The sequence below is a fragment of the Acinetobacter tandoii DSM 14970 = CIP 107469 genome (assembly GCF_000400735.1).
GTDB classification, from domain to species: Bacteria; Pseudomonadota; Gammaproteobacteria; order Pseudomonadales; family Moraxellaceae; genus Acinetobacter; species Acinetobacter tandoii.
The window spans coordinates 1-19,371 of sequence record NZ_KE007377.1 but is presented as its reverse complement, the minus strand read 5'-3'; the positions used below and the strand labels follow the sequence as shown (position 1 = coordinate 19,371).

Below are 19,371 nucleotides of genomic sequence, written 5' to 3'. Positions count from 1 at the left end.
ATTTACTTATATTTCATGAAATTCGATATTGGAATGTATTTTTAACATTCAGCACACTCGTCGGTTTGCCATCGACTAATCTCGGCTGATACTTAAAATTAAGTGCAGCTTGTATTGAAGGACCTCTGTACACGACAAATTTCATAGGACCCTTGTCCTATCAGGCTTTTTCTTTCTTAAAATTGCTAGCACTTTCTTAAATTCTTCTTTTTTTCCAAAACCAATCAAACGTAGAATAGCCATTTGAACATAGTCCAAACCGTAGCGAAATAAACTTACTGAAAGTCGTCCATGCTTCTTTATTTTTATCGCTTTTTTCCGATCATGTTGCCATTCACCTGTTAAATAGCACCAACAGAAACCGATAGCTAGCACTGCTATCAATTTCTTGACTCGTCTAGGGTCTGTTAAACGAGTATTTTCAAGATTGAATCTACGTCCTTTGAGACAACTAAATAACGTTTCGATTTCCCAGCGTAATGCATAATCACGAATAGCAGAAGCATTAAACATAGGAGAAACAACAAGTAAAAGCTCTCCATCTTCTAATCGTAGCGCACTAATATACAGTTTCACTCGACCAACCCAAATACGTCGTTTACGACATTCAGTTTGACCAACTTGAAGATGACGAAATAAATCACTAATTTTATGATTCTTGGCTAAGTGATTGGTCACAATGAAGTTTTTTTAACACGTATAGGCTTTGTTGCACAAAGATTTAAAAGATAACACTCTGCTCATTTGAACAGAATTCAAGTGACAACTTGGGTATGAGGACGACCTAATTCTGTAAATTTGTTCAATACGGCTATGCGTGCATGAATCTCATTCACCTGACTAGAAAAACTCCTTGCTGTTAATTTATCACCTAATAGTTTGATGCAATGCATCTTGGTTTCAACTAAACTTCGACGATGATAACCAGACCATTTTTTCCAAAGCGTTCTTCCTAAACGTTTAACTGTTTTCAGTAACTCATTCCGCTCTAAAGATCTCAATTTCTGATCTTTCCATGGTTTTGCATTTTTTCTTGGCGGAATGAGCGCATGTGCATCTCGATCTAGAATGACTTGTCTGCAGTGCTTCGTGTCATAAGCACCATCGGTATAGACCGAATCAATTCGTTCATCTAAGGGAATTTGAGCAAGTAAATCACCGAGTACTTGCGAATCGCTCACATTATTTGTAGTAAGCTGTACCGCACGTATTTGCAAGGTTTCAGCATCGATGCCAATATGAAGCTTACGCCATTGGCGACGATATTCAGGTCCATGTTTCTTACGTTTCCACTCACCTTCACCTAGAAACTTTAAGCCAGTTGAGTCGACGAGTAGATGTAGCCCATCACTACTTTTTTGATAGCTAATCGCAATATCAATATGTTTTTGTCTTCGACAAAGCGTACTGTAATCTGGTGCGGTCCAATTTAATCCACAAAGTTTAATCAGACTTTGAACAAAACCCGTGACCATGCGTAAAGAGAGTCTAAATAAAGATTTGATCATTAAACAGCATTGAATAGCCGTATCGGAGTAAGTTTGATTTCGACCTTGCTTGTTTTGTGGTTGTGCATACCACTGAGTGTTTGGATCAAACCAAATGGAAATGTTGCCCCGATTAATGAGAGCGCGATTATAGGAAGACCAGTTGGTTGTACGATAAGTTTTAGGAGTAGGTTTATTCATTTTGAAATTATAGGACTGAATAAACCTTATAGGCTAGGTTTGTGCAACAAAGCCGTTTGTACAACAAAGCCCTTTGAGAATAATTCAAAGAAAAATTATATAAAATTAATACGGTACAATAAAATTGCAAAACTGATAATTAATATAATCATGGTCAATATTATTAAAAAATTAGTTGAAGAAAATTTCATTTCACCCTCGACTTACAATTAATTTTTACATGAAAAATCATGTGTTTAAATAAAAAAATACCCATTCATAGCATATTTAGCCAACAATAAAATTTTATAACCCACAGAATATTATTGCGAAAAAACCATGATTATGATTTCAAATAGATTTAATATTTAGTGCGCCAATCTTTGTTTCTAGAGCAGCTCTATCTAATACCTATTCATTAAAGAAACGCCTAACCCCACGTAAGTTGCTCGATGATTGTAATCAATCAAACTCTCCCCATAACCGTCAAACAATTGAAAATATCCTCTTAACTTGCCTGCGATCGGAAATGCCCAATCAAATTGCATAGCGCCGCGAGAATCATCTCCCCCTCTTAAAGAATGTCGTAAAAGCAATGAAAACTCATTATCATTACGACGGTAAAATGCTGTTAAATCTCCCCGTCCTACATAGTTTTTAATGTCAGGATTATCATCTTTTCCGGCATCTTCATCTAGGCGATACCAAGGTCGCAACATAAGCGCAAAATTATCTTTTTCTAAACCAATATTCAGCATAATACGGTCCCAGCTGCGAGATAAGGGACCAGAACGACCATTAGATTGATGATTATAAGTTAATCCCAATAAGCGCCCATTTAAGCCCAAAATGCTATAGTCTGTTCTAAAAATTAAACTGGCTTCAGGCTCATAATTTGTTTCACGAAAAGGCCTCGATTCATCTTCATTATAGACTTGCCAATGCGCAGTCTGCGTATAGCCAACCCACATATCCCCATTGTCTTCAAAGAGATTCTCAAGTGCTTTGGTCTTTAAAGATAACTGCAGTTTAGCTTCCATCGAATTCAAATTTTGCTGTTCTGCCAGTGTCTTGTTTGGCGTATGCGGAACTTCATTTTTTTCACTTGTCCACAGTGCAGGTAGCAAATAAATAGGCTGGTAAGCCCGTAAATTCCATGTTCCTAGTTTTTGTTCTGGTGTTAATTCCCAACGCTGGTCGATTAATGATGCTTTTAAATCCGATTGATGATGTTCTAAAGCAAAAAAATGGTTCGGATTGCCCTGCTTGTTATCTCGGCTGCTCGGCCGTTTTAATGTTTGTAACGGCATGGCCTCAGCAGATCCAGCGCCTTCTGCAACTAATACCGATGCCACTGTTACGTCGCTGAGCTTTACTGAAAATAAACCGTCATAACAATTTAAACGCTCTGCATTTGACTCAAGTGCTACACAAGCAGAAGCACTTGCAGGTTGATAAGCATAGCCTGCTTCTGTACACAATATAGACAGCATCGCCAAGTTCAACACCCTGAATGAATACTTTGTACGGCGTGTCAATTTAACAGCCATTTTTAAATTTCCTTTCTTCATTTTTGAGAATACTTTCATACAGCACATTAGAAAAACGGTAAGTATGTGCAACTAAACGATCTAGCCAACGTTGTGCAGCAAGTAACTCAATCCCCTTTGCTGCATTAAGTTGATTCACTTCAGTATGCTGCAGAATTTTTTGGCGTATTTCGGCACGATGCTGACTGGTCCACTTCTTTAAACTATTTCTTTGTACACGAAAAAAAATATAACTCATTAAAATAATGGCATAATACTTGTTTTCTGACGACGAATATGATGGCACATTTCAATGAGCTATATCTCATCTTAAACAAATATCTAAAGTGGAACAAGTCACATGTAAAATGTTTTACACTGATTATGCTTGCATTAATTGTAAAACAGACATGTAATCTTTCTTCTGCATCTAAAGCCTTACCCATCAAGTGATTACCACAATCATTTTATCGACGTATACAACGCTTCTTTGCAGATCAGTATTTCGATTATCGTCAAATTTCTCAGTTAATTTTCAATATATTTTTATTCGATAAAGTCCAATTAACTTTGGATAGAACTAATTGGAAATGGGGAAAACGAGATATTAATATCTTGATGTTAGCCATCGTCTATCGTGGAATAGCCATACCTATAGTTTGGACATTGCTCAATAAACGGGGAAATTCAGATACAAAAGAGCGTATTGCTTTGATTCAACGCTTTATCTCTATTTTTGGTAAAGACCGTATTGTGAATGTGTTCGCAGACAGAGAATTTATCGGTGAGAAATGGTTTACATGGTTAATTGAAAATGACATTAACTTTTGTATACGTGTTAAAAAAACTTTATTGTGACCAATCACTTAGCCAAGAATCATAAAATTAGTGATTTATTTCGTCATCTTCAAGTTGGTCAAACTGAATGTCGTAAACGACGTATTTGGGTTGGTCGAGTGAAACTGTATATTAGTGCGCTACGATTAGAAGATGGAGAACTTTTACTTGTTGTTTCTCCTATGTTTAATGCTTCTGCTATTCGTGATTATGCATTACGCTGGGAAATCGAAACCCTATTTAGTTGTCTCAAAGGACGTGGATTCAATCTTGAAAATACTCGTTTAACAGACCCTAGACGAGTCAAGAAATTGATAGCAGTGCTAGCTATCGGTTTCTGTTGGTGCTATTTAACAGGTGAATGGCAACATGATCGAAAAAAAGCAATAAAAATAAAGAAGCATGGACGACTTTCAGTAAGTTTATTTCGCTACGGTTTGGACTATGTTCAAATGGCTATTCTACGTTTGATTGGTTTTGGAAAAAAAGAAGAATTTAAGAAAGTGCTAGCAATTTTAAGAAAGAAAAAGCCTGATAGGACAAGGGTCCTATGAAATTTGTCGTGTACAGAGTTGAAGGACGTACAAACATCGGGTGACAATCACCTTGTGCTTTTGGATTTTCAACTCTTCCTTTGTCATTCACGCTATATATAACTGTACAGTCCCCTTCAATCTTTCGATCTAAAGCTGATTCAGGATACGCAGGTGCAATTTTGGAAACCGGTTGATAGTTTTTAACATCAAAAGTCGCTGTTTGGCTGGATTGTGCTTTTGATGTTGTCGGCTTGTCATTCATAGACTGCGTTGCAAGGTTTGACTTCGGTTCAGTCTCTGCTACTTTATTTTCTGTTGTTGTACTTGGTTTTTCAGTTAACACCTGCTGTGGTTTTTTATTGGCCACAGGTGCAACTTTCTCACTTTTGGATTCCACAAACTTTTTATCAGTTTTCAGCTGTATTTCTTTAGGTTGCTCAACCTGCTTTTTTTGAGGGGGCTGATCAGCAAATTTTTTCTCAACCACGGCTTCAGGCTTTTTTATTTTTGGCTGCTCTAGGACTGGTGGTGGCAGTTGAATAAATTGTAATTGAATCGTTTTCGGTTGAGGCTCTTTGAATGTTTCATGCATTTCAACCGTACCTAACCAAGCAATCACTGCGATATGTAAGCCTGCTGTGACTGTTAATGCTAGCCCCTGATCACGAAACCTGATTTTTGATGCTATTGCCATCATGATTGTGGTTCCTCCGTGATTAAGCCCAAGTTGGTCACGCCACTCTTTTGCAAGACTGCGATGGCTTGTGCAACTAATTGATAGTCAGCATTCTGATCTGCACGAACATAAAACTGTAGGCTTTGATCGTTATTGATCATGGGAGTTAATTTTTGTTGCATACTGCTTAAATCGATCGCTTGATCAGTCACTTTTTCTGTATTCACTTCTGACCCAATATTCCAGTAATACTGGCCATTCGCCTGAATGGATAAAGTCACGATACGCTGCTGTTGTGACGCTGGCATGACATCGGCATCGACTTTAGGTAAATCAATTTTAATCCCTTGTGTCAGCATCGGTGCGGTCACCATAAAAATCACCAACAGCACCAGCATGACATCAATATAGGGGACTACATTCATCTCTGCATTGGGTTTCAACTTTTGAGGACGCTTGATCATGACTAATACTCCTTAACGCGAACTGCGCTCAGTATGTCCAAGCAAACGGTAAATTCTGGTTTGTAACTCATTGGCAAAGCCGTAATAGCGACTAGATAACTTGTCAGCTCGTGCCGAAAACCGGTTGTAAGCCACTACAGCCGGAATGGCTGCAAATAGGCCTATTGCGGTCGCAATCAAAGCTTCTGCAATGCCTGGTGCAACGGTATTTAAAGTCGCCTGCTCAACGCCAGATAGTCCAATAAAAGCATTCATAATGCCCCAAACCGTTCCAAACAAGCCAATGTAAGGACTAACAGAGCCTACTGTTGCAAGGAAAGTAAGATTTTGTTGGAGCTTTTCTTCTTCTTCACTGATACTACTGAGTAACCGACGTTCTACACCATCGATTACATCAGCCGTAGTGAGCTGTTCATCTTTTATCAGTTGATGATATTCATCTACCCCATGTTGAAAGATACTGACCACCCCTTTGTGCTGTTCGGACTGTTGGTATTCCTGCTGTAATAGGTTTAAATCTTTTTGCTGTCTAAAGTTCTTTAAAAACCGATGCCAGAGTTGTTCTTGCCCACGCAGTAACATGCCGTGGCGTACAATGAGATACCAGCTCACCACAGAAGCTAAGACTAGAATCAACATCACGATTTTGACTAATGCACTGGCATGGCTGATCAGCATCCACACTGACATTTGATCTATTGTTGCTTGCATAACGCTCCACCATTTTTTTATTGCTGCTTACCGCAGCACGGATATTTTTAAAATGGGCTGTGCTTCGCTACACCAGCCCATATACTGAATCAGCATTTAGTCCAAGTGCAGAGCTTGTGCGATTTTTTCCCAAGGAACGTACTTAAAGTTCTGGTTGCTTTCTGGCATACGTTTACGTCCGTCTTGTACCACCAGCATGCCTTGTTTCCACTTACCGCCAAAATCTTTAGAACTCACATCGAGTCCGTCGGTTTCTGAGACGGCATCAATCCCTTTTTCGGTGTTAATCCCTACTCGGAATGCGCCCCGAACTGTATACGGTGCTTTGCTATCCACAACCACAAAACTGTCATTGCCTTGACTAGATACCACTAGGTAACTTTTGTCTTTTGCGTGATAAAGTCCCATGCCTTCAATGTCGTCATATAAGACATCTCCCACGGCAAGTACTTGCTGCATCGGTAGCTGAGTCTTTGGATTAAGATCTTTAACCCATACTGCAACATCTTCCTCACCTAAGAAAATGCGTCCTGTGGCATCATCGACTACACAACCTTCCGGTTGCGTTTTCACGGAAAAACGTTGGACTTCTTGAGCCTGCAATTTCTGCTGTGTTGCGGTAATGTGATATTGAATGAACGTGCCATTTTTATCGTTCGGAATGGCATAGATTTCACCTTGAGCATCGCGGTACATACAGATGCCATAGATGTCCTCTAGCGTTGTTGGAAGCTCGCCAAGTACTGAAACCTTGCCTGTGTTAGGTTGGATCGCAAAGAGATGCAGACTGTTATGGTCTCGGTTCGATGCCACTGCCAAATCAACAGTCTGATTACCCCACTTAAAACCATGACGGACATCGACATTGTTCAACCGACCTACAGGCAGGTACTGTACCGTTTTCCCCTGTAAGTCATTCACCTGCAAGCCTCCTTGTTTGTCTGTAGCTAAAATGCGGGATTGGCTCGGCTGTGCTGCGTTATGCCAAATGGCAGGATCATCAGCAGCATCCCCTGTGCTTGGGACACCCTCAGTCTGGACTTCTGCAGGGATCGTGACAATATTTGCTGTGCGCTGGGTTGCCTGCGTTGGCCATTCAAGCTCTGTGGTCTTGGCAGTTTTATCATCTAAAATCAGCAGTGCTTTATCGCTAGCATTGCCACGAATACTTAGACTCTCGGCTTCTTTTACTATATCCAGCACTAAGGGGGCTAATCCGTTCCAGTGCTTATCCTGCTTTTGATAACGGTAAAGTAATGCTTTTTCCTCATCTAATACCGCTACCTGATCATCTACAATCGCAATTGCAGAAGGTGTACCTTGAATCGAACCAAAAGGTTCTACGAGGTCAACAGCTTGGCGTACCATGTCCGCTTCAGAATGCGCAGGATATGCCCAAACCCCCACATTCGCTTCGTTAATGAATAATTCAGCCGTAGCATCATTCACTTTACAGACACTACTCGCGGGCGGAAAACTTAAACGTCGGACCAGTTTGGGTTGCTCAAGTGCTTTTTCATGATTGGCAACCAACCATTGCTCACCAATCCCCTCTTCGCCCACCAAGAATGCAAAACTTAAACCTTGTGGGTCGGTGTATAAGCAGATATCCTCGGACTTAAAGGTACGTTTTGGAATAAAAACCGATTTATCCCAGCTTTTGTTCTGCAAGTTCATACTCAAGAGCTGAATTTGCTGTTGTTGCAAATTCAAGGTAGCAATCAATAAACGCTCTGCACCAATGCGATAATCAAAACGTCCAAACTGACCCTGGATTTGATGCAAGACATTTTGTTCATCGTCTAGAAACTGCAACCCTTTATTTTTACTTGTTAACACTCCAGCAACTTCAGGCCAGGTGCTCAAACTTAACCATTGCATATCTTCAGCTTTAGCATCATTGATGTCGACTTCACGTAACTGCAGCTTTGCTGCTTGCGGTTGATCCAGCTGAGGTGTTGAGGATTGAAGCGCTGGGCTATTCGGAGTTGATGGAGAAATAGCGTGTTGACTACATGCGGTCAGTAGCCAGATGCAACTGGTTAAAACCGACAACTTAAAACATGAAACATTCATAAAAATACTCAAAATTGGGTTAAACCGCCTCAGGTCTTCTCATGTAGAGAAAACCTCAGGACGAATATTTAATTCGGTTTAGAAATGGGTATAGGTCAGTGCAAGCTTGTAAGCTGGACCATATTCTTCATATTGCGCGTTATAGGCTTTAGAACCGGAATAGTTGTAATAGACTTCATCGGTTATATTCTGTATATCAAACTTCAACTTCAGGTTTTTTGATAAATTCAGGTGACTACTGAAATCGAGAAAGACTTGGTCATCGGTATAAATGTCTTTTTCAGGCGCATCGATGTCACCCAATTCATACAAATAGCTCGATTTATAGTTTGCAGAAAGACGTACGCCAAAGCGTTCATTTTCCCAGCCCAGCATGAGATTACCCACTACATCGGACTGGTTCGGCAGATGAATACGACGACTTAGCAGCTCGCCATCTTTCATCGAATCGATATCAGCCTCAGACTTACTGAAAGTCGTATTAAAGCCCAGTAACATCCCATTCCATGGTGCTGCTAAGTGGTCAAACTTCTGCGAATAAGCAAATTCCATCCCATACAGTTTGGCCTGATTACCATTTTTATAGGTAATCGCTTCATCAAAGTCAGCCCATTGACCTGTCCCAGCAATATTGGTGTTGTAAATGAAGTTATCGATATCTTTATAGAATGCATAGAAGCCGACCATACTAGCTTGACCCAAATACTTTTCTACCCCTAAATCGAAGTTCGAGGACTCCAATGGCTTCAGCATTGGATTACCAAACTCAGCCTCATCACCATCGATATATACACCTGGTGCACTTTGTGCAAAGTTCGGTCGTACCACACTATTGGTCCATGCAGCACGAAGATAGGCATTGTCTGCGAGTTGATAACGGAAATTTAAACTCGGCAACCAATGATCATAGTCATTTTCATATTGGGTGGATGTGATCACATCATCATTAAACTCAAAACCACGCGCTTTAAATTGGGTGTTCTCATAACGTAATCCGGCAATCACGCGAAGTTGGTCGAAATCGACCGTATTCATCAAATAGGCCGCTTGAATGTCTTCATTCGACTTAAAATCATTAATAATTGAACCATCTGCCACGACATAGTCATTGGCGTTGAGACCGCTAATTTTGGCTTTGATCGCATCTACATTGAGGCTAGGACCAAACTGGCCGAGTTCATAGTCACTATTGGAGTTAAAGTCCGAACTTGAGGTACTCAAGTCTTCGTACTCCCACTCATCGGTATTGTTGGTCTTTTCTCGTTGACTAATCTTGCCGCCAAACTTAAACGATGCGGCATAATTACCTAACATATAGTCTTTGAGAAAATCTAGCTTTGCGTTGTACTCTTTATCCGTGGTTTTGGATTGTTCCCAAGAAATCGAATCCAACTCATAGTTCGCAGCATCGTAAAGGTCCTGATCTGCCGTAATCACTGGTTTTTGTGTACTGCTAAAACCAACATTACTTAATTCTGCCTTGTATTTTGCCCCAGAAATTCCGCCTGGATTTTCCTCTGATGCTTCGCTATAGCCTAACTGCCCTTCAACGGTCCAGGTACCGAACCCTTGTTTACCGCCTAAAACAAAAGACTGAATTTCTTGAGTCTCCTCTCTGCTCTTCAATGAGCGAGTCACTTCTGCATCACCGCTTTGTCCAGCCAGCAGTGGATCAGAAAACTCAGCTGCGACTTCCTGACGCGATTCGGTATCTTTAAAACGGCTGTATAAAGTTCTTAAATAATATTCACCCGTATCGTTAGGACGGTAATCAAAATTTAGCCCCGCACCAATGCGCTCTCGCTCGATATCATATTGACGCATTGCCGTTTCTTCGAGCGCATTACCATCCCATGCGCCACCAGTTTCAACGTTATCAGAACCAAACTTTCGATTTTGATAACTCAGGGCCAATGCCACCCCGAGGTTATCCTGACCTTCACCTACACTAAAACGGTTACTGATCGCACCTGATGCTTTAGGGCTATATTTTTCCCGTTTGTCATCATAACTGCCTTCAATTGTACCGGTATAAAACAAGCCATCATGATCAAAAGCCGATAAACTTTCGACCTGAACGGTCCCACCTAAAGAATTAGCATCCATATCTGGAGTCAGGGTTTTGACCACAGCCAACGATTGCACCAACTCCGATGGCAATACATCCAGTGCTACACCACGACGGTCACTTTCAGGTGCAGGCACGAGGGTTCCATTAATGGTGACTGAATTGAGATCCGCCCCCAAGCCCCGCACTGAAACAAAACGCCCCTCGCCTTGATCACGTTCGGTAGACACCCCTGGAATACGTTGTAAAGCTTCTGCTGCATTATCATCGGGTAATTGTCCAATCCCATCGGCATGTACCACACTGCTGATCTGGTCCGCACGTTTTTGTTCTTTTAGTGCTTTATCCATACTTGCGGCTTGTCCAATGACCTGCACGTATTCCACATTATTTTCTTCCTGCGCATAAACATGTGTCAGGCTTAACATTGACAAGACCAGTGTGCTGAGCTGAAAGCCCGCACGTTTATTTCTGACTAAACAGCTATTCAGATTGCTCATTGTATTCTTCCCCTCAGGCCAAAGTGGCATGGTTTGAGCGCACAATAAAAAGTGAATATGAACAGGATGTGACAACCAAGATTCCCTCCCTCGCCATTTGGACCTTTTTCTGGATTTTTTGCCACAAAATGAGCTGATTTGATCTGTCTAAATCTATTCTTTAACGAATTAAAAGGTACATATTTACTGTAAATACAGGGTTTTCCCTTACTTTCAGCATTAAAAGCTCAAAATAGCCTGATCTGTTTTGACTCTAACACTTGCCATTAAACTGTCATCTAAAACTGTTTAGCTTGTGCCCAAATAGACCTTCTCTACACGCTATGCCGAAATATTTTGCTTATTACCGCAAGCCTTTCTTATTGTTAGCAACTTTCTGTGCGCTCTCATTATGGCTATTTATCCGCTTAGGTCTGATCAAATCCCTTCATGAATGGAATTGGGTTGATATTTTAGGCGAAGGTGGAGCGACTGTTTTTATCGGAATCTGGATCTTTTTTATTGTCAAAAGTCGTCCTTTGGGTCGAGTCACCAATTATATGTTTTATGGACTGTGCTTTATTTTCTTCCATATGTGGATGGATACTTTGGATGAGTTTATCCGCTTACCCAAAGAAATCATTTGGGATGCTTGGCTAGAATCCATCCCCTTTCCGATTGGTCTATGTTTACTGACCACAGGGATCTATTTCTGGCATCAAGAAGAGCTTGCCATATCCAAACAGATGCAAAAGCGTGAGCGTGTCTATAGGGACCATCGTTTATTCGATGCGCTTACTCCCTTAGCTGATGCCAACTATTTTAAGGCTCAACTTAAATCAATCATGGAACAAGATGACATCGTTAAAAGTGATGTAACCGTGCTCTTGATCGATATGCAGAATTTCAACCAAATTAACCAGCTATACGGCTTTGATGAGGGTACTTCTGTCCTACAGTATATTTCTCAATTATTGAGCCTGAATTTGCGTCCACATGATTTACTTTGCCGCTTTGCTGGGGATCGCTTTATCGTATTATTGCCCAATACCACAGCACAACAAGCTGAAAAAATTGCCCATCAATTAGAACGTATGATCATGACCAATGCCTATTATCATCGCGATTTGTCTGTCCATATTCCCCTAAAAGCATTAACCACCTCCTGTTCAATTCAACACTATGATCAACCACAACAATTACTCAATGCTTTGAATCAACAACTCATGCAGTTGAAAAAGCATTATGCAGTACAACGGGTAAGTGTATGAGTTTTGAATGCGACTACTGTTTTATTCCTGCCCATCATCAGCTATCAATATTGATTGATTTGGCAGCTAGTCATGAAGTTGACCATCATGTGTTACTTCGCGGTAGTGGGCTTTTTATTGAAGATATTTTTTCTGGTCATAAGCTGATAAATCAGCAACAATTCCAGCACATCCTCAAAAATGCTGAACAGTACTTTCGTAATCAGGATATCAGCTTCTTATTTGGTCAGCGCAGTTTAACCACTCCATTCAATGATGCAATTAAAGCCATGCTTTATTCATCCAGTTTAGATGATGCATTGAATCGATATTTAACTTTTTTTGCTTCAGTTTCGCCCTGGCTCTGTCCTCGTATCATGTATAACTCAGACCAGATCCATCTCTATTGGCTAGACGAAAACAAAATTGAAAATCGATTTTTTATTGAAAGTGCAATGAGTGCAATACAGGCCTTAAGCAGACAGTTGTATCAAAGCAAGTTACCTTGGACCTTTGAGTTTAACTTTAATGAGCCAGACTATATTGAGCAATATTGGACGCACCTTGGCGGAGACCTGACCTTTAACCGTCCAATGAATATGATGAGCTTAGCCAGCCATTTTATTCATGAACCATTGCCTGGTGCCTCAGCAACACTTGCGACCATCAGTCATCAGCAGGCTTTGCAATACATGAGTGCTCAGCATCTCCAACAGAGCTTTTTACTGAGTGTGCATCAGTATTTGATGCAGAATATTCAAAATAATATCCAACTTGAACACACGGCAGAACATTTTCAAATGAGTTCTGCGACATTGAAACGTAAACTAAAGAAACACCAAACCCATTTCCAAGCACAACTGGATCAAAGCCGGTTACACACAGCCATACACTTATATCGTGTACACGGCTTTAAAACTGAACAGATTTCTCAATACTTGCAGATTAATGACACCACTAATTTTCGTAGGGCCTTTAAACGTTGGAGTGGCTTAACGGTACAAGCAGCGCAATCGTAGTCCTCTATTTCTTAGCTTTAACTGAACATCTCTTCTTTGCTTCGTAACGCAGTCAAAAACGCATCTTCTTTAACGATGATTCAACAGGATTATCTCTCAAACCACATCAAAATGAAGAATGACCGATCCGCTTTAATCACTAAAATCAGAATAATCACGTTCACTATATTTTTCAGTCTGTATCCACGGTGTTGAAATTGGTGATTTCATTTTCTGTACTGAAAATACCTTTGAATAACCTTGCGCAGGATGTCGTAACTCATAGCGTTCTACAATCTGATCTTTTTCATTCCATACGATATTCAAGGTTTGACCTGCTTGATGCATTTGATAATGCTGAACTCCAGCATGACTTTGAATAGCTGGAATGTGCTTTAATAAGTCAGGCTGAATTAAGATATATTCGCAACGCCAGCAACTTCGCATGCCCAGCATTTCTTGCTCTACATCCTTCAAATGCACTCGCATTTTTTCATCAGGCAAGATATAGAAACGCTGAAAAGCCTCATCTTTGGTTTTCATTTTACTTGGCTTATCTTTTTGCAGCCATTGAATCGCATGATCAAAGCTTTGATGCGCATGCTCTCCTTCTTCAGCATGTGCATGTACTTGAGTATTTAAACGCTCAATCCAAACATTATGTTCGTCGCGAATCATCTTATCGCTGTACTGTTGAATCGTGGTCACACCATTACTATCAAGCCGCTCAATACGATAATCAATTCGATATTCATCTACTGACCACGCCAATGAACTCAGGGCATACAAAGATAATCCTATAAACAGCGTTTGGTGCTTAAGTAACTTTTGCAGCATTATTTTCATTTAGAATCCAAACGCCTTTTTAAACTGTTCAAAGACCCAGGTATTTTCATGTGTCCCTTTAAATATTTTTGAATTTTGACCTTCTGCAAAGAACATCACATCACCGCCCCCATGCGTTTCGCTTTTCTCCAGCTGTACACCCACTTCTTGCTTATAGTCATCCGCAAAAGCTTGCTCATTACTGATGCTTTCTCGAATATCTAAACGCTGGCCTGTACCATTGCCAAACACCAATGTGGTGCCTGTAGCACCATTCACATCACGATAAGGATTATGCATCTGACCATCAGCCAGCACTTTGCTGTAGGCATTTTGCTCTTTTGCGACGTTGTAATCATAGCTGAGACCTAAAATCCCAGGATTGTCTGCTGTACTGCGCCCTGTACGTGCAGCATAACCATTGAAGGTCATGACATGATCATGGTCTGCGGTCACTACAATTAAAGTATTGCTGAGATCCACCTGATGCAGAGCTGTCTGGATAGCGTCATTAAAAGCCTTGGCTTCTTGTAAGGCACGTTTGGCATTATTGCCATGTAAGGCATGATCAATACGTCCGCCCTCAACCATTAAGAAATATCCTTGCCCTTGGTTTTGCGCTTCAAGGGCATCAATTGCCTTACTGGTCATCATCGCCAAGCTTGGTTGGCTATCAATCTTTTTATTTACTCGATCCAAATCATAATTTAAATGTGACTGAGCAGAGAACACTGCAAAAATTTTCTGATGATTGACTGTCTGGGCAAGTTCATTCTGGGTTGATGCTGTTTGATAGCCCTGTTGTTTTAACTCTGCTCGTAAATCCCGACCATCCAAACGACCTTTGGGGTTTGATACATCGTCATAAACAGTCCAGTGATTTAAGCCACCTCCCATCAACACATTAATTCCATCTAACAACTTTGGGTTATAGCCCTTGCCTTTGGGAACTGCTTGTAGGGCAATATCATATTGTGCATCACGATGGCAGATATGTGCATAGGTTGCAGCAGGGGTCGCATGAGTCAATTCTGTCGTCGTCACCACCCCGACAGCTTTCCCTTTGCTCTTAGCCAGCTCTAAGATAGATAAAGCGGGGATTCCTGCTGCCACACTACTCCCTTGCTCAGGACAGCGGTTTACAGCTTTGGCAAGGCTTTTTCCATTTGGCAATGTTCCATCATCAGGCTCAACGGCTACCGTACCCGTCGACATGGCAATCACTTCATTTTTATTCTTTTGCCCTGTCATATAAGCGCCCATAGAAGGTGCGCTGTCCGTGGTTTGTCCATTTTCAGAATAGGTCTTAATCCGGGCCGAATGCTTCATCGTGTCCATGGCCAGTTTGCCATTTTCCCCTACTGCATAAATCCGACTTGCTGTTACGGTAGTCGGCCCCATACCATCACCTAAAAAGAAAATGATATTTTTTGTTGGACTAAAATCCGAATGATTTTCAGCATATACACAGCATGAGGTGATTGCAGAAGTTAAAAGCAACAGGTAAGGGAAAGTTTTTAATGTACTGTTCATTGGATATCCCTCTACTTATAAGCCTGTGATCTTGCGAATCAGATGATTCACTTCAATATTCTCTAAGCTGCCCGAGAATCGCTCTGCTCCCTGCCCTATGGCACCCAAGAAAACATCAGCCCCACCATGTGTTTCTTTATCTTTAAAACCTGTCTGAATCACGGCTTCTTGCTGGAAGTCATCTGCAGCAGCACCCGTACACCAACCAGTTTCACTCAAAGGATAAGTAAAACTATATTTCTCACCTTGTTTTGGTTGTGGACCCTGTACTGGATGACAGATATCACTGTCTTTCAAATTGATTACTAGGTCATCCATCCGATTTTGAGTCGGACGCTTTTTGCCCGTACCAAAACCAATAATCGGATAAGGTTGTCCATGAATATCTTTGGCAAAACCCGCACGATCATAGTTTTTAACCAAACCCAGTACACTGGTTTCCTGACCTTGTACATATTTTCCAGTACGCTTGGCATAGCCATTTAAAATTAGGGTGTGATCATGATCTGCAGTTATCACAATCAAGGTATTTTTTAACTCAGGATCACTTTGTCGAAGTTTTTTTATGGTTGCATCCAAAGCCTCATTTAGGGCAATCGTATCCTGTAATGCACGCTTAGCATTGGTGTCATGTAAAGCATGGTCTATACGCCCCCCTTCAACCATCAGGAAAAAACCATTTTTATTTTGGGTTAGAATGTCCAAAGCGGCCAACGTCATTTGCTTTAAGCTAGGTTCAGGCAAGTTTTTTTTGGTTCGATCTAAGTCATAATTTAAATGGCTAGTATTAAACAAACCCAATAATTTTTCGTTCTTTCCTAACTTCATCTGGGAGAGTTGGATTTGATCATAGACCACTCGATAGCCTGCTTGTTGCATTTCTGCGATCAAATTCCGTTGGTCTATCCGTTCTCCCCCTTGATCTTTCGGCAGAAATTGACGCTTACCCCCGCCTAGAATCACATCAACCCCATCTTTTAATTTGACGTTATAACGCTGATAGGTATCACCTTGCGAACTTGGTACTAATTGGGATGCTATGTCATTTTCAGCATCACGATGACAAATATGGGCATAAGTCGATGCTGGTGTAGCATGCGTAATGCGAGTTGTCGTGACTACACCTGTACCCCAACCTTGTGCCTTGGCCAATTCGAGTAAAGTTTGGGTATCTTGCTTATTCTGGTTCTGAGGATTGGTTCCGCATTGATGATTCCCGGCCTGATCTGGTTCTACTGCAATTGTTCCAGTCTGCATGGATATCACTTCATTTTTCATTTTTACACCTGTCATATAGGCACCCATCGATGGTGCGCTATCTGTAACCTGTGCATCTTCTGAGAAAGTACGAACAAATGCTGACTCTGGCAATTGATCTATCGGCAGTTGCCCGTCTTCACCAACAGCATAAATTCGAGCAGCTGTCAGTGTCGTGATGCCCATTCCATCTCCCAAGAAAAAAACCACACGTTGAGGCTGTTTTGATGGTTGTACTGAAGTAGAAGTTGATTGAACTAAAGCAGGACTTTGACAGCCCGTCAAAATAACTGTGCCCAAACTACAGCATGCCAAACTTATTAATTTTTTATTAAATTTTTTCTTATGCCAAAGCATTGCATCGACTCATCTTAGGATGGTCGAAAAATACGCTTTAAATATTCAGTTTCTATGACAATTTTATGAAAATATTATTATCTATATTCCTAAAAATACCTTGATCTGAATAACTAATGAGAAGTAATTTAACTCATTTCCTTATTAAACTTACTCAAGTTAAATAAGTTATGAAATCTTAATTCTATGAATCTTCCCTTACAACTGTAGGATGGCTGAACTCCTTTAAATCTTTTGTGTTTTTGGGCTTCATTTCTGTTGCTTCCTAACACTTCTATATGGATCAATATAAATAGCATCTTTTAAATACTAGATTATTTCCTTCACTCTTCGAGTTTCTATGTCAATTATCTGTTCACTTATTCCAACGGTGATGAGGATTGCAGCATTGATTTAGATCAGCAGTGCTCAGTGCTATAGTCATCATGTAGCTTTTATCACTTGAGCGCCTTAACTTATATAAGTGGCGTAACTTGCATAACTTATGTATCTTATTTAAGTGACATAAGTGATAGTATTCCTTGTCAGGAATTTGTCTACTTATCAGCGTTCACGGTTCTGCTAGATTCTGACTTTGCTGTTCGCAACGAGGTCCTATTCTGGAGTTCCGGATAAGGCATAATCAATCTCTACATCTCGACTAGTAATCAGCGCAGTAACTTTAGCCAATCTCACTGCAATGTCCTTGTCAGGAATTTGTCCACTTATTTCATCTTGTATTAGCCCCGAATTAAAACGGACACTTCTCAATTAAGACCTAGTCATAGAACTAGGTTTAAGGAGTGTCTTATGGAACATATTGAAGTTATTACAACAACACAACGTCGTCGACGTTACTCAGGTCAAGAAAAAGCTCAATTTGTTGCTTTAGCCATGCAAGCAGGCTCATCAGTTTCTTCTGTTGCCAGACAGTATGGTATTGCCCCTGGTTTACTGTTTAAATGGAAAAAACTGATGCAAGATGGTGGAGTAACTGCCGTGGAAGCGAATGATCAAGTGGTGAGTTCATCTGACTATAATGCGCTTTTGAAAAAGGTAAAACAGTTAGAGCAGATGCTGGGACGTAAAACGGTAGAAGCTGAAATTCTCAAAGATGCACTAGAGATCGCTCAAGCAAAAAAGTACATATCGCATATACCCTTATTATTACCACCCGACGATATCCAACACAACAAATAGCCCATGTTTTAGGAGTATCGAGATCCAATCTCTATCGGCGACTTAAGCAGCCTCAACCTGCTTATCGTTCACGATATTGTAAGATGGATGATTTACTTCTATTACCCATCATACGAGAGATTTGTGATGAACGACCAAGTAATGGGTATCGGCGTGTGACTGCACATTTAAATCGTTATCTCCAACAGCATATGTTGCAACTTGCTCGGGTTAACCCTAAGCGTATTTACCGCATTATGAAGCAGAACAAATTACTTCTGACACGAGCCATGCAATTGAAAAATGATAGGACACATGAAGGCCAAGTTGCAGTCTCTGTATCAAACAGTCGCTTTACGAAGCAGTGCTTCTCATCAGATGGATTTGAAATCAAATGCTGGAATGGAGAGAAGGTACTGGTGATCTTCAGTCTGGATTGTTGTGATCGTGAAATCATTAGTTATGCTGCCACCACGATGGGGATCAGTAGTGATATGGTCTGCGATGTACTTGTGCAGAGTATGGAAAAACGATTTGGTGCCGTGAGTAATTTACCTCATACGATTGAATGGCTTACAGATAATGGCAGTTGTTATATAGCAAAGTCGACACGGCAATTTGCACATACACTTGGATTCCAAATCTGTACTACCCCTATCAGGAGTCCACAGAATAATGGAATGGCGGAGGCATTTGTAAAGACATTCAAACGCGATTATGTCTATTTGAATGATGTTCCTGATGCTGAAACTGTATTGAATGCTTTACCTGCATCGATGAATGATTACAATTGCAATCACCCACATAGTGGATTAAAAATGAAATCCCCACAGGAATTCAGATCGCTAAAATTAGCGAGTTAACTGTCCATTTTAATGGGGGCTAATACAGAAATTTGTCCACTTATTTCATCTGTAATAAGGAATGAAGCATTGGCTTAGATCAGCAGT

The 19,371-nt window shown here is 40.7% G+C and carries 14 protein-coding genes and 2 pseudogenes; 4 read left to right on the top strand and 12 right to left on the bottom strand.

Annotated elements, in window-relative coordinates:
• Positions 1 to 141: 141 nt before the first annotated feature.
• The 4 genes and pseudogenes from I593_RS19265 to I593_RS19250 form a co-directional block, all read right to left on the bottom strand.
• Positions 142 to 690 (bottom strand): annotated as a pseudogene (locus I593_RS19265) (IS4-like element ISAba33 family transposase); the annotation flags it as partial.
• A gap of 65 nt (positions 691 to 755) precedes the next feature.
• On the bottom strand, positions 756 to 1,688 hold the full coding sequence (locus tag I593_RS19260; protein ID WP_001040037.1) for an IS5-like element ISAha2 family transposase: 933 nt from the start codon (positions 1,686 to 1,688) through the stop codon (positions 756 to 758).
• A gap of 383 nt (positions 1,689 to 2,071) precedes the next feature.
• On the bottom strand, positions 2,072 to 3,217 hold the full coding sequence (locus tag I593_RS19255) for a phospholipase A (RefSeq protein ID WP_004907114.1): 1,146 nt from the start codon (positions 3,215 to 3,217) through the stop codon (positions 2,072 to 2,074).
• The gene (locus tag I593_RS19250; RefSeq protein WP_004809420.1) at positions 3,207 to 3,455 is read right to left on the bottom strand and encodes a hypothetical protein; all 249 of its coding nucleotides are present in this window, start codon (positions 3,453 to 3,455) and stop codon (positions 3,207 to 3,209) included. The genes I593_RS19255 and I593_RS19250 overlap by 11 nt, the downstream gene beginning before the upstream one ends.
• A 41-nt stretch (positions 3,456 to 3,496) precedes the next feature.
• Between I593_RS19250 and I593_RS20540 the strand changes: the two are divergent.
• Positions 3,497 to 4,587 (top strand): annotated as a pseudogene (locus I593_RS20540) (IS4-like element ISAba33 family transposase).
• Here the strand turns inward: I593_RS20540 and I593_RS20955 are convergent.
• The 5 genes from I593_RS20955 to I593_RS19220 all read right to left on the bottom strand — a co-directional run bounded on the left by I593_RS20955 (position 4,529) and on the right by I593_RS19220 (position 11,064).
• Positions 4,529 to 5,266: an energy transducer TonB gene (locus I593_RS20955; RefSeq protein WP_016165512.1), complete on the bottom strand. Its 738-nt coding sequence runs from the start codon at positions 5,264 to 5,266 to the stop codon at positions 4,529 to 4,531. The pseudogene I593_RS20540 and the gene I593_RS20955 sit on opposite strands and share 59 nt — an antisense overlap.
• Positions 5,263 to 5,709: a protein TolR gene (tolR, locus tag I593_RS19235; protein ID WP_016165511.1), complete on the bottom strand. Its 447-nt coding sequence runs from the start codon at positions 5,707 to 5,709 to the stop codon at positions 5,263 to 5,265. Before tolR ends, I593_RS20955 begins: the two co-directional genes overlap by 4 nt.
• Positions 5,710 to 5,721: 12 nt before the next feature.
• Positions 5,722 to 6,420, bottom strand: a complete 699-nt coding sequence (tolQ, locus tag I593_RS19230) for a protein TolQ (protein WP_016165510.1) — start codon at positions 6,418 to 6,420, stop codon at positions 5,722 to 5,724.
• 96 nt (positions 6,421 to 6,516) lie between these two features.
• Positions 6,517 to 8,496: a phytase gene (locus I593_RS19225; RefSeq protein WP_016165509.1), complete on the bottom strand. Its 1,980-nt coding sequence runs from the start codon at positions 8,494 to 8,496 to the stop codon at positions 6,517 to 6,519.
• Positions 8,497 to 8,574: 78 nt separating this feature from the next.
• Positions 8,575 to 11,064 carry a TonB-dependent receptor gene (locus I593_RS19220; RefSeq protein ID WP_026441221.1) on the bottom strand — a complete coding sequence of 830 codons (2,490 nt, stop codon included), beginning with the start codon at positions 11,062 to 11,064 and terminating at the stop codon, positions 8,575 to 8,577.
• A 323-nt stretch (positions 11,065 to 11,387) separates the two neighbouring features.
• Here I593_RS19220 and I593_RS19215 point away from each other — a divergent pair, with 323 nt between their 5' ends.
• Both I593_RS19215 and I593_RS19210 read left to right on the top strand, forming a co-directional pair.
• On the top strand, positions 11,388 to 12,314 hold the full coding sequence (locus I593_RS19215; protein ID WP_016165507.1) for a diguanylate cyclase domain-containing protein: 927 nt from the start codon (positions 11,388 to 11,390) through the stop codon (positions 12,312 to 12,314).
• Positions 12,311 to 13,312: an AraC family transcriptional regulator gene (locus I593_RS19210; RefSeq protein WP_016165506.1), complete on the top strand. Its 1,002-nt coding sequence runs from the start codon at positions 12,311 to 12,313 to the stop codon at positions 13,310 to 13,312. Before I593_RS19215 ends, I593_RS19210 begins: the two co-directional genes overlap by 4 nt.
• A gap of 132 nt (positions 13,313 to 13,444) precedes the next feature.
• Here the strand turns inward: I593_RS19210 and I593_RS19205 are convergent, their stop codons facing one another.
• The 3 genes from I593_RS19205 to I593_RS19195 are packed head-to-tail and all read right to left on the bottom strand — an operon-like array spanning position 13,445 to position 17,263.
• Positions 13,445 to 14,137: a hypothetical protein gene (locus I593_RS19205; RefSeq protein WP_016165505.1), complete on the bottom strand. Its 693-nt coding sequence runs from the start codon at positions 14,135 to 14,137 to the stop codon at positions 13,445 to 13,447.
• The gene (locus I593_RS19200) at positions 14,138 to 15,649 is read right to left on the bottom strand and encodes an alkaline phosphatase (protein ID WP_016165504.1); all 1,512 of its coding nucleotides are present in this window, start codon (positions 15,647 to 15,649) and stop codon (positions 14,138 to 14,140) included.
• Between the two features lie 15 nt (positions 15,650 to 15,664).
• Positions 15,665 to 17,263, bottom strand: a complete 1,599-nt coding sequence (locus I593_RS19195) for an alkaline phosphatase (RefSeq protein ID WP_016165503.1) — start codon at positions 17,261 to 17,263, stop codon at positions 15,665 to 15,667.
• A gap of 789 nt (positions 17,264 to 18,052) precedes the next feature.
• Between I593_RS19195 and I593_RS19185 the strand changes: the two genes are divergently transcribed.
• Positions 18,053 to 19,284 (top strand): IS3 family transposase gene (locus tag I593_RS19185; protein WP_154653759.1). Its coding sequence is split into 2 segments (ribosomal slippage): positions 18,053 to 18,380 and positions 18,380 to 19,284, totalling 1,233 coding nucleotides; the frame shifts between segments, so codons are not numbered across the junction.
• Positions 19,285 to 19,371 lie beyond the last annotated feature (87 nt).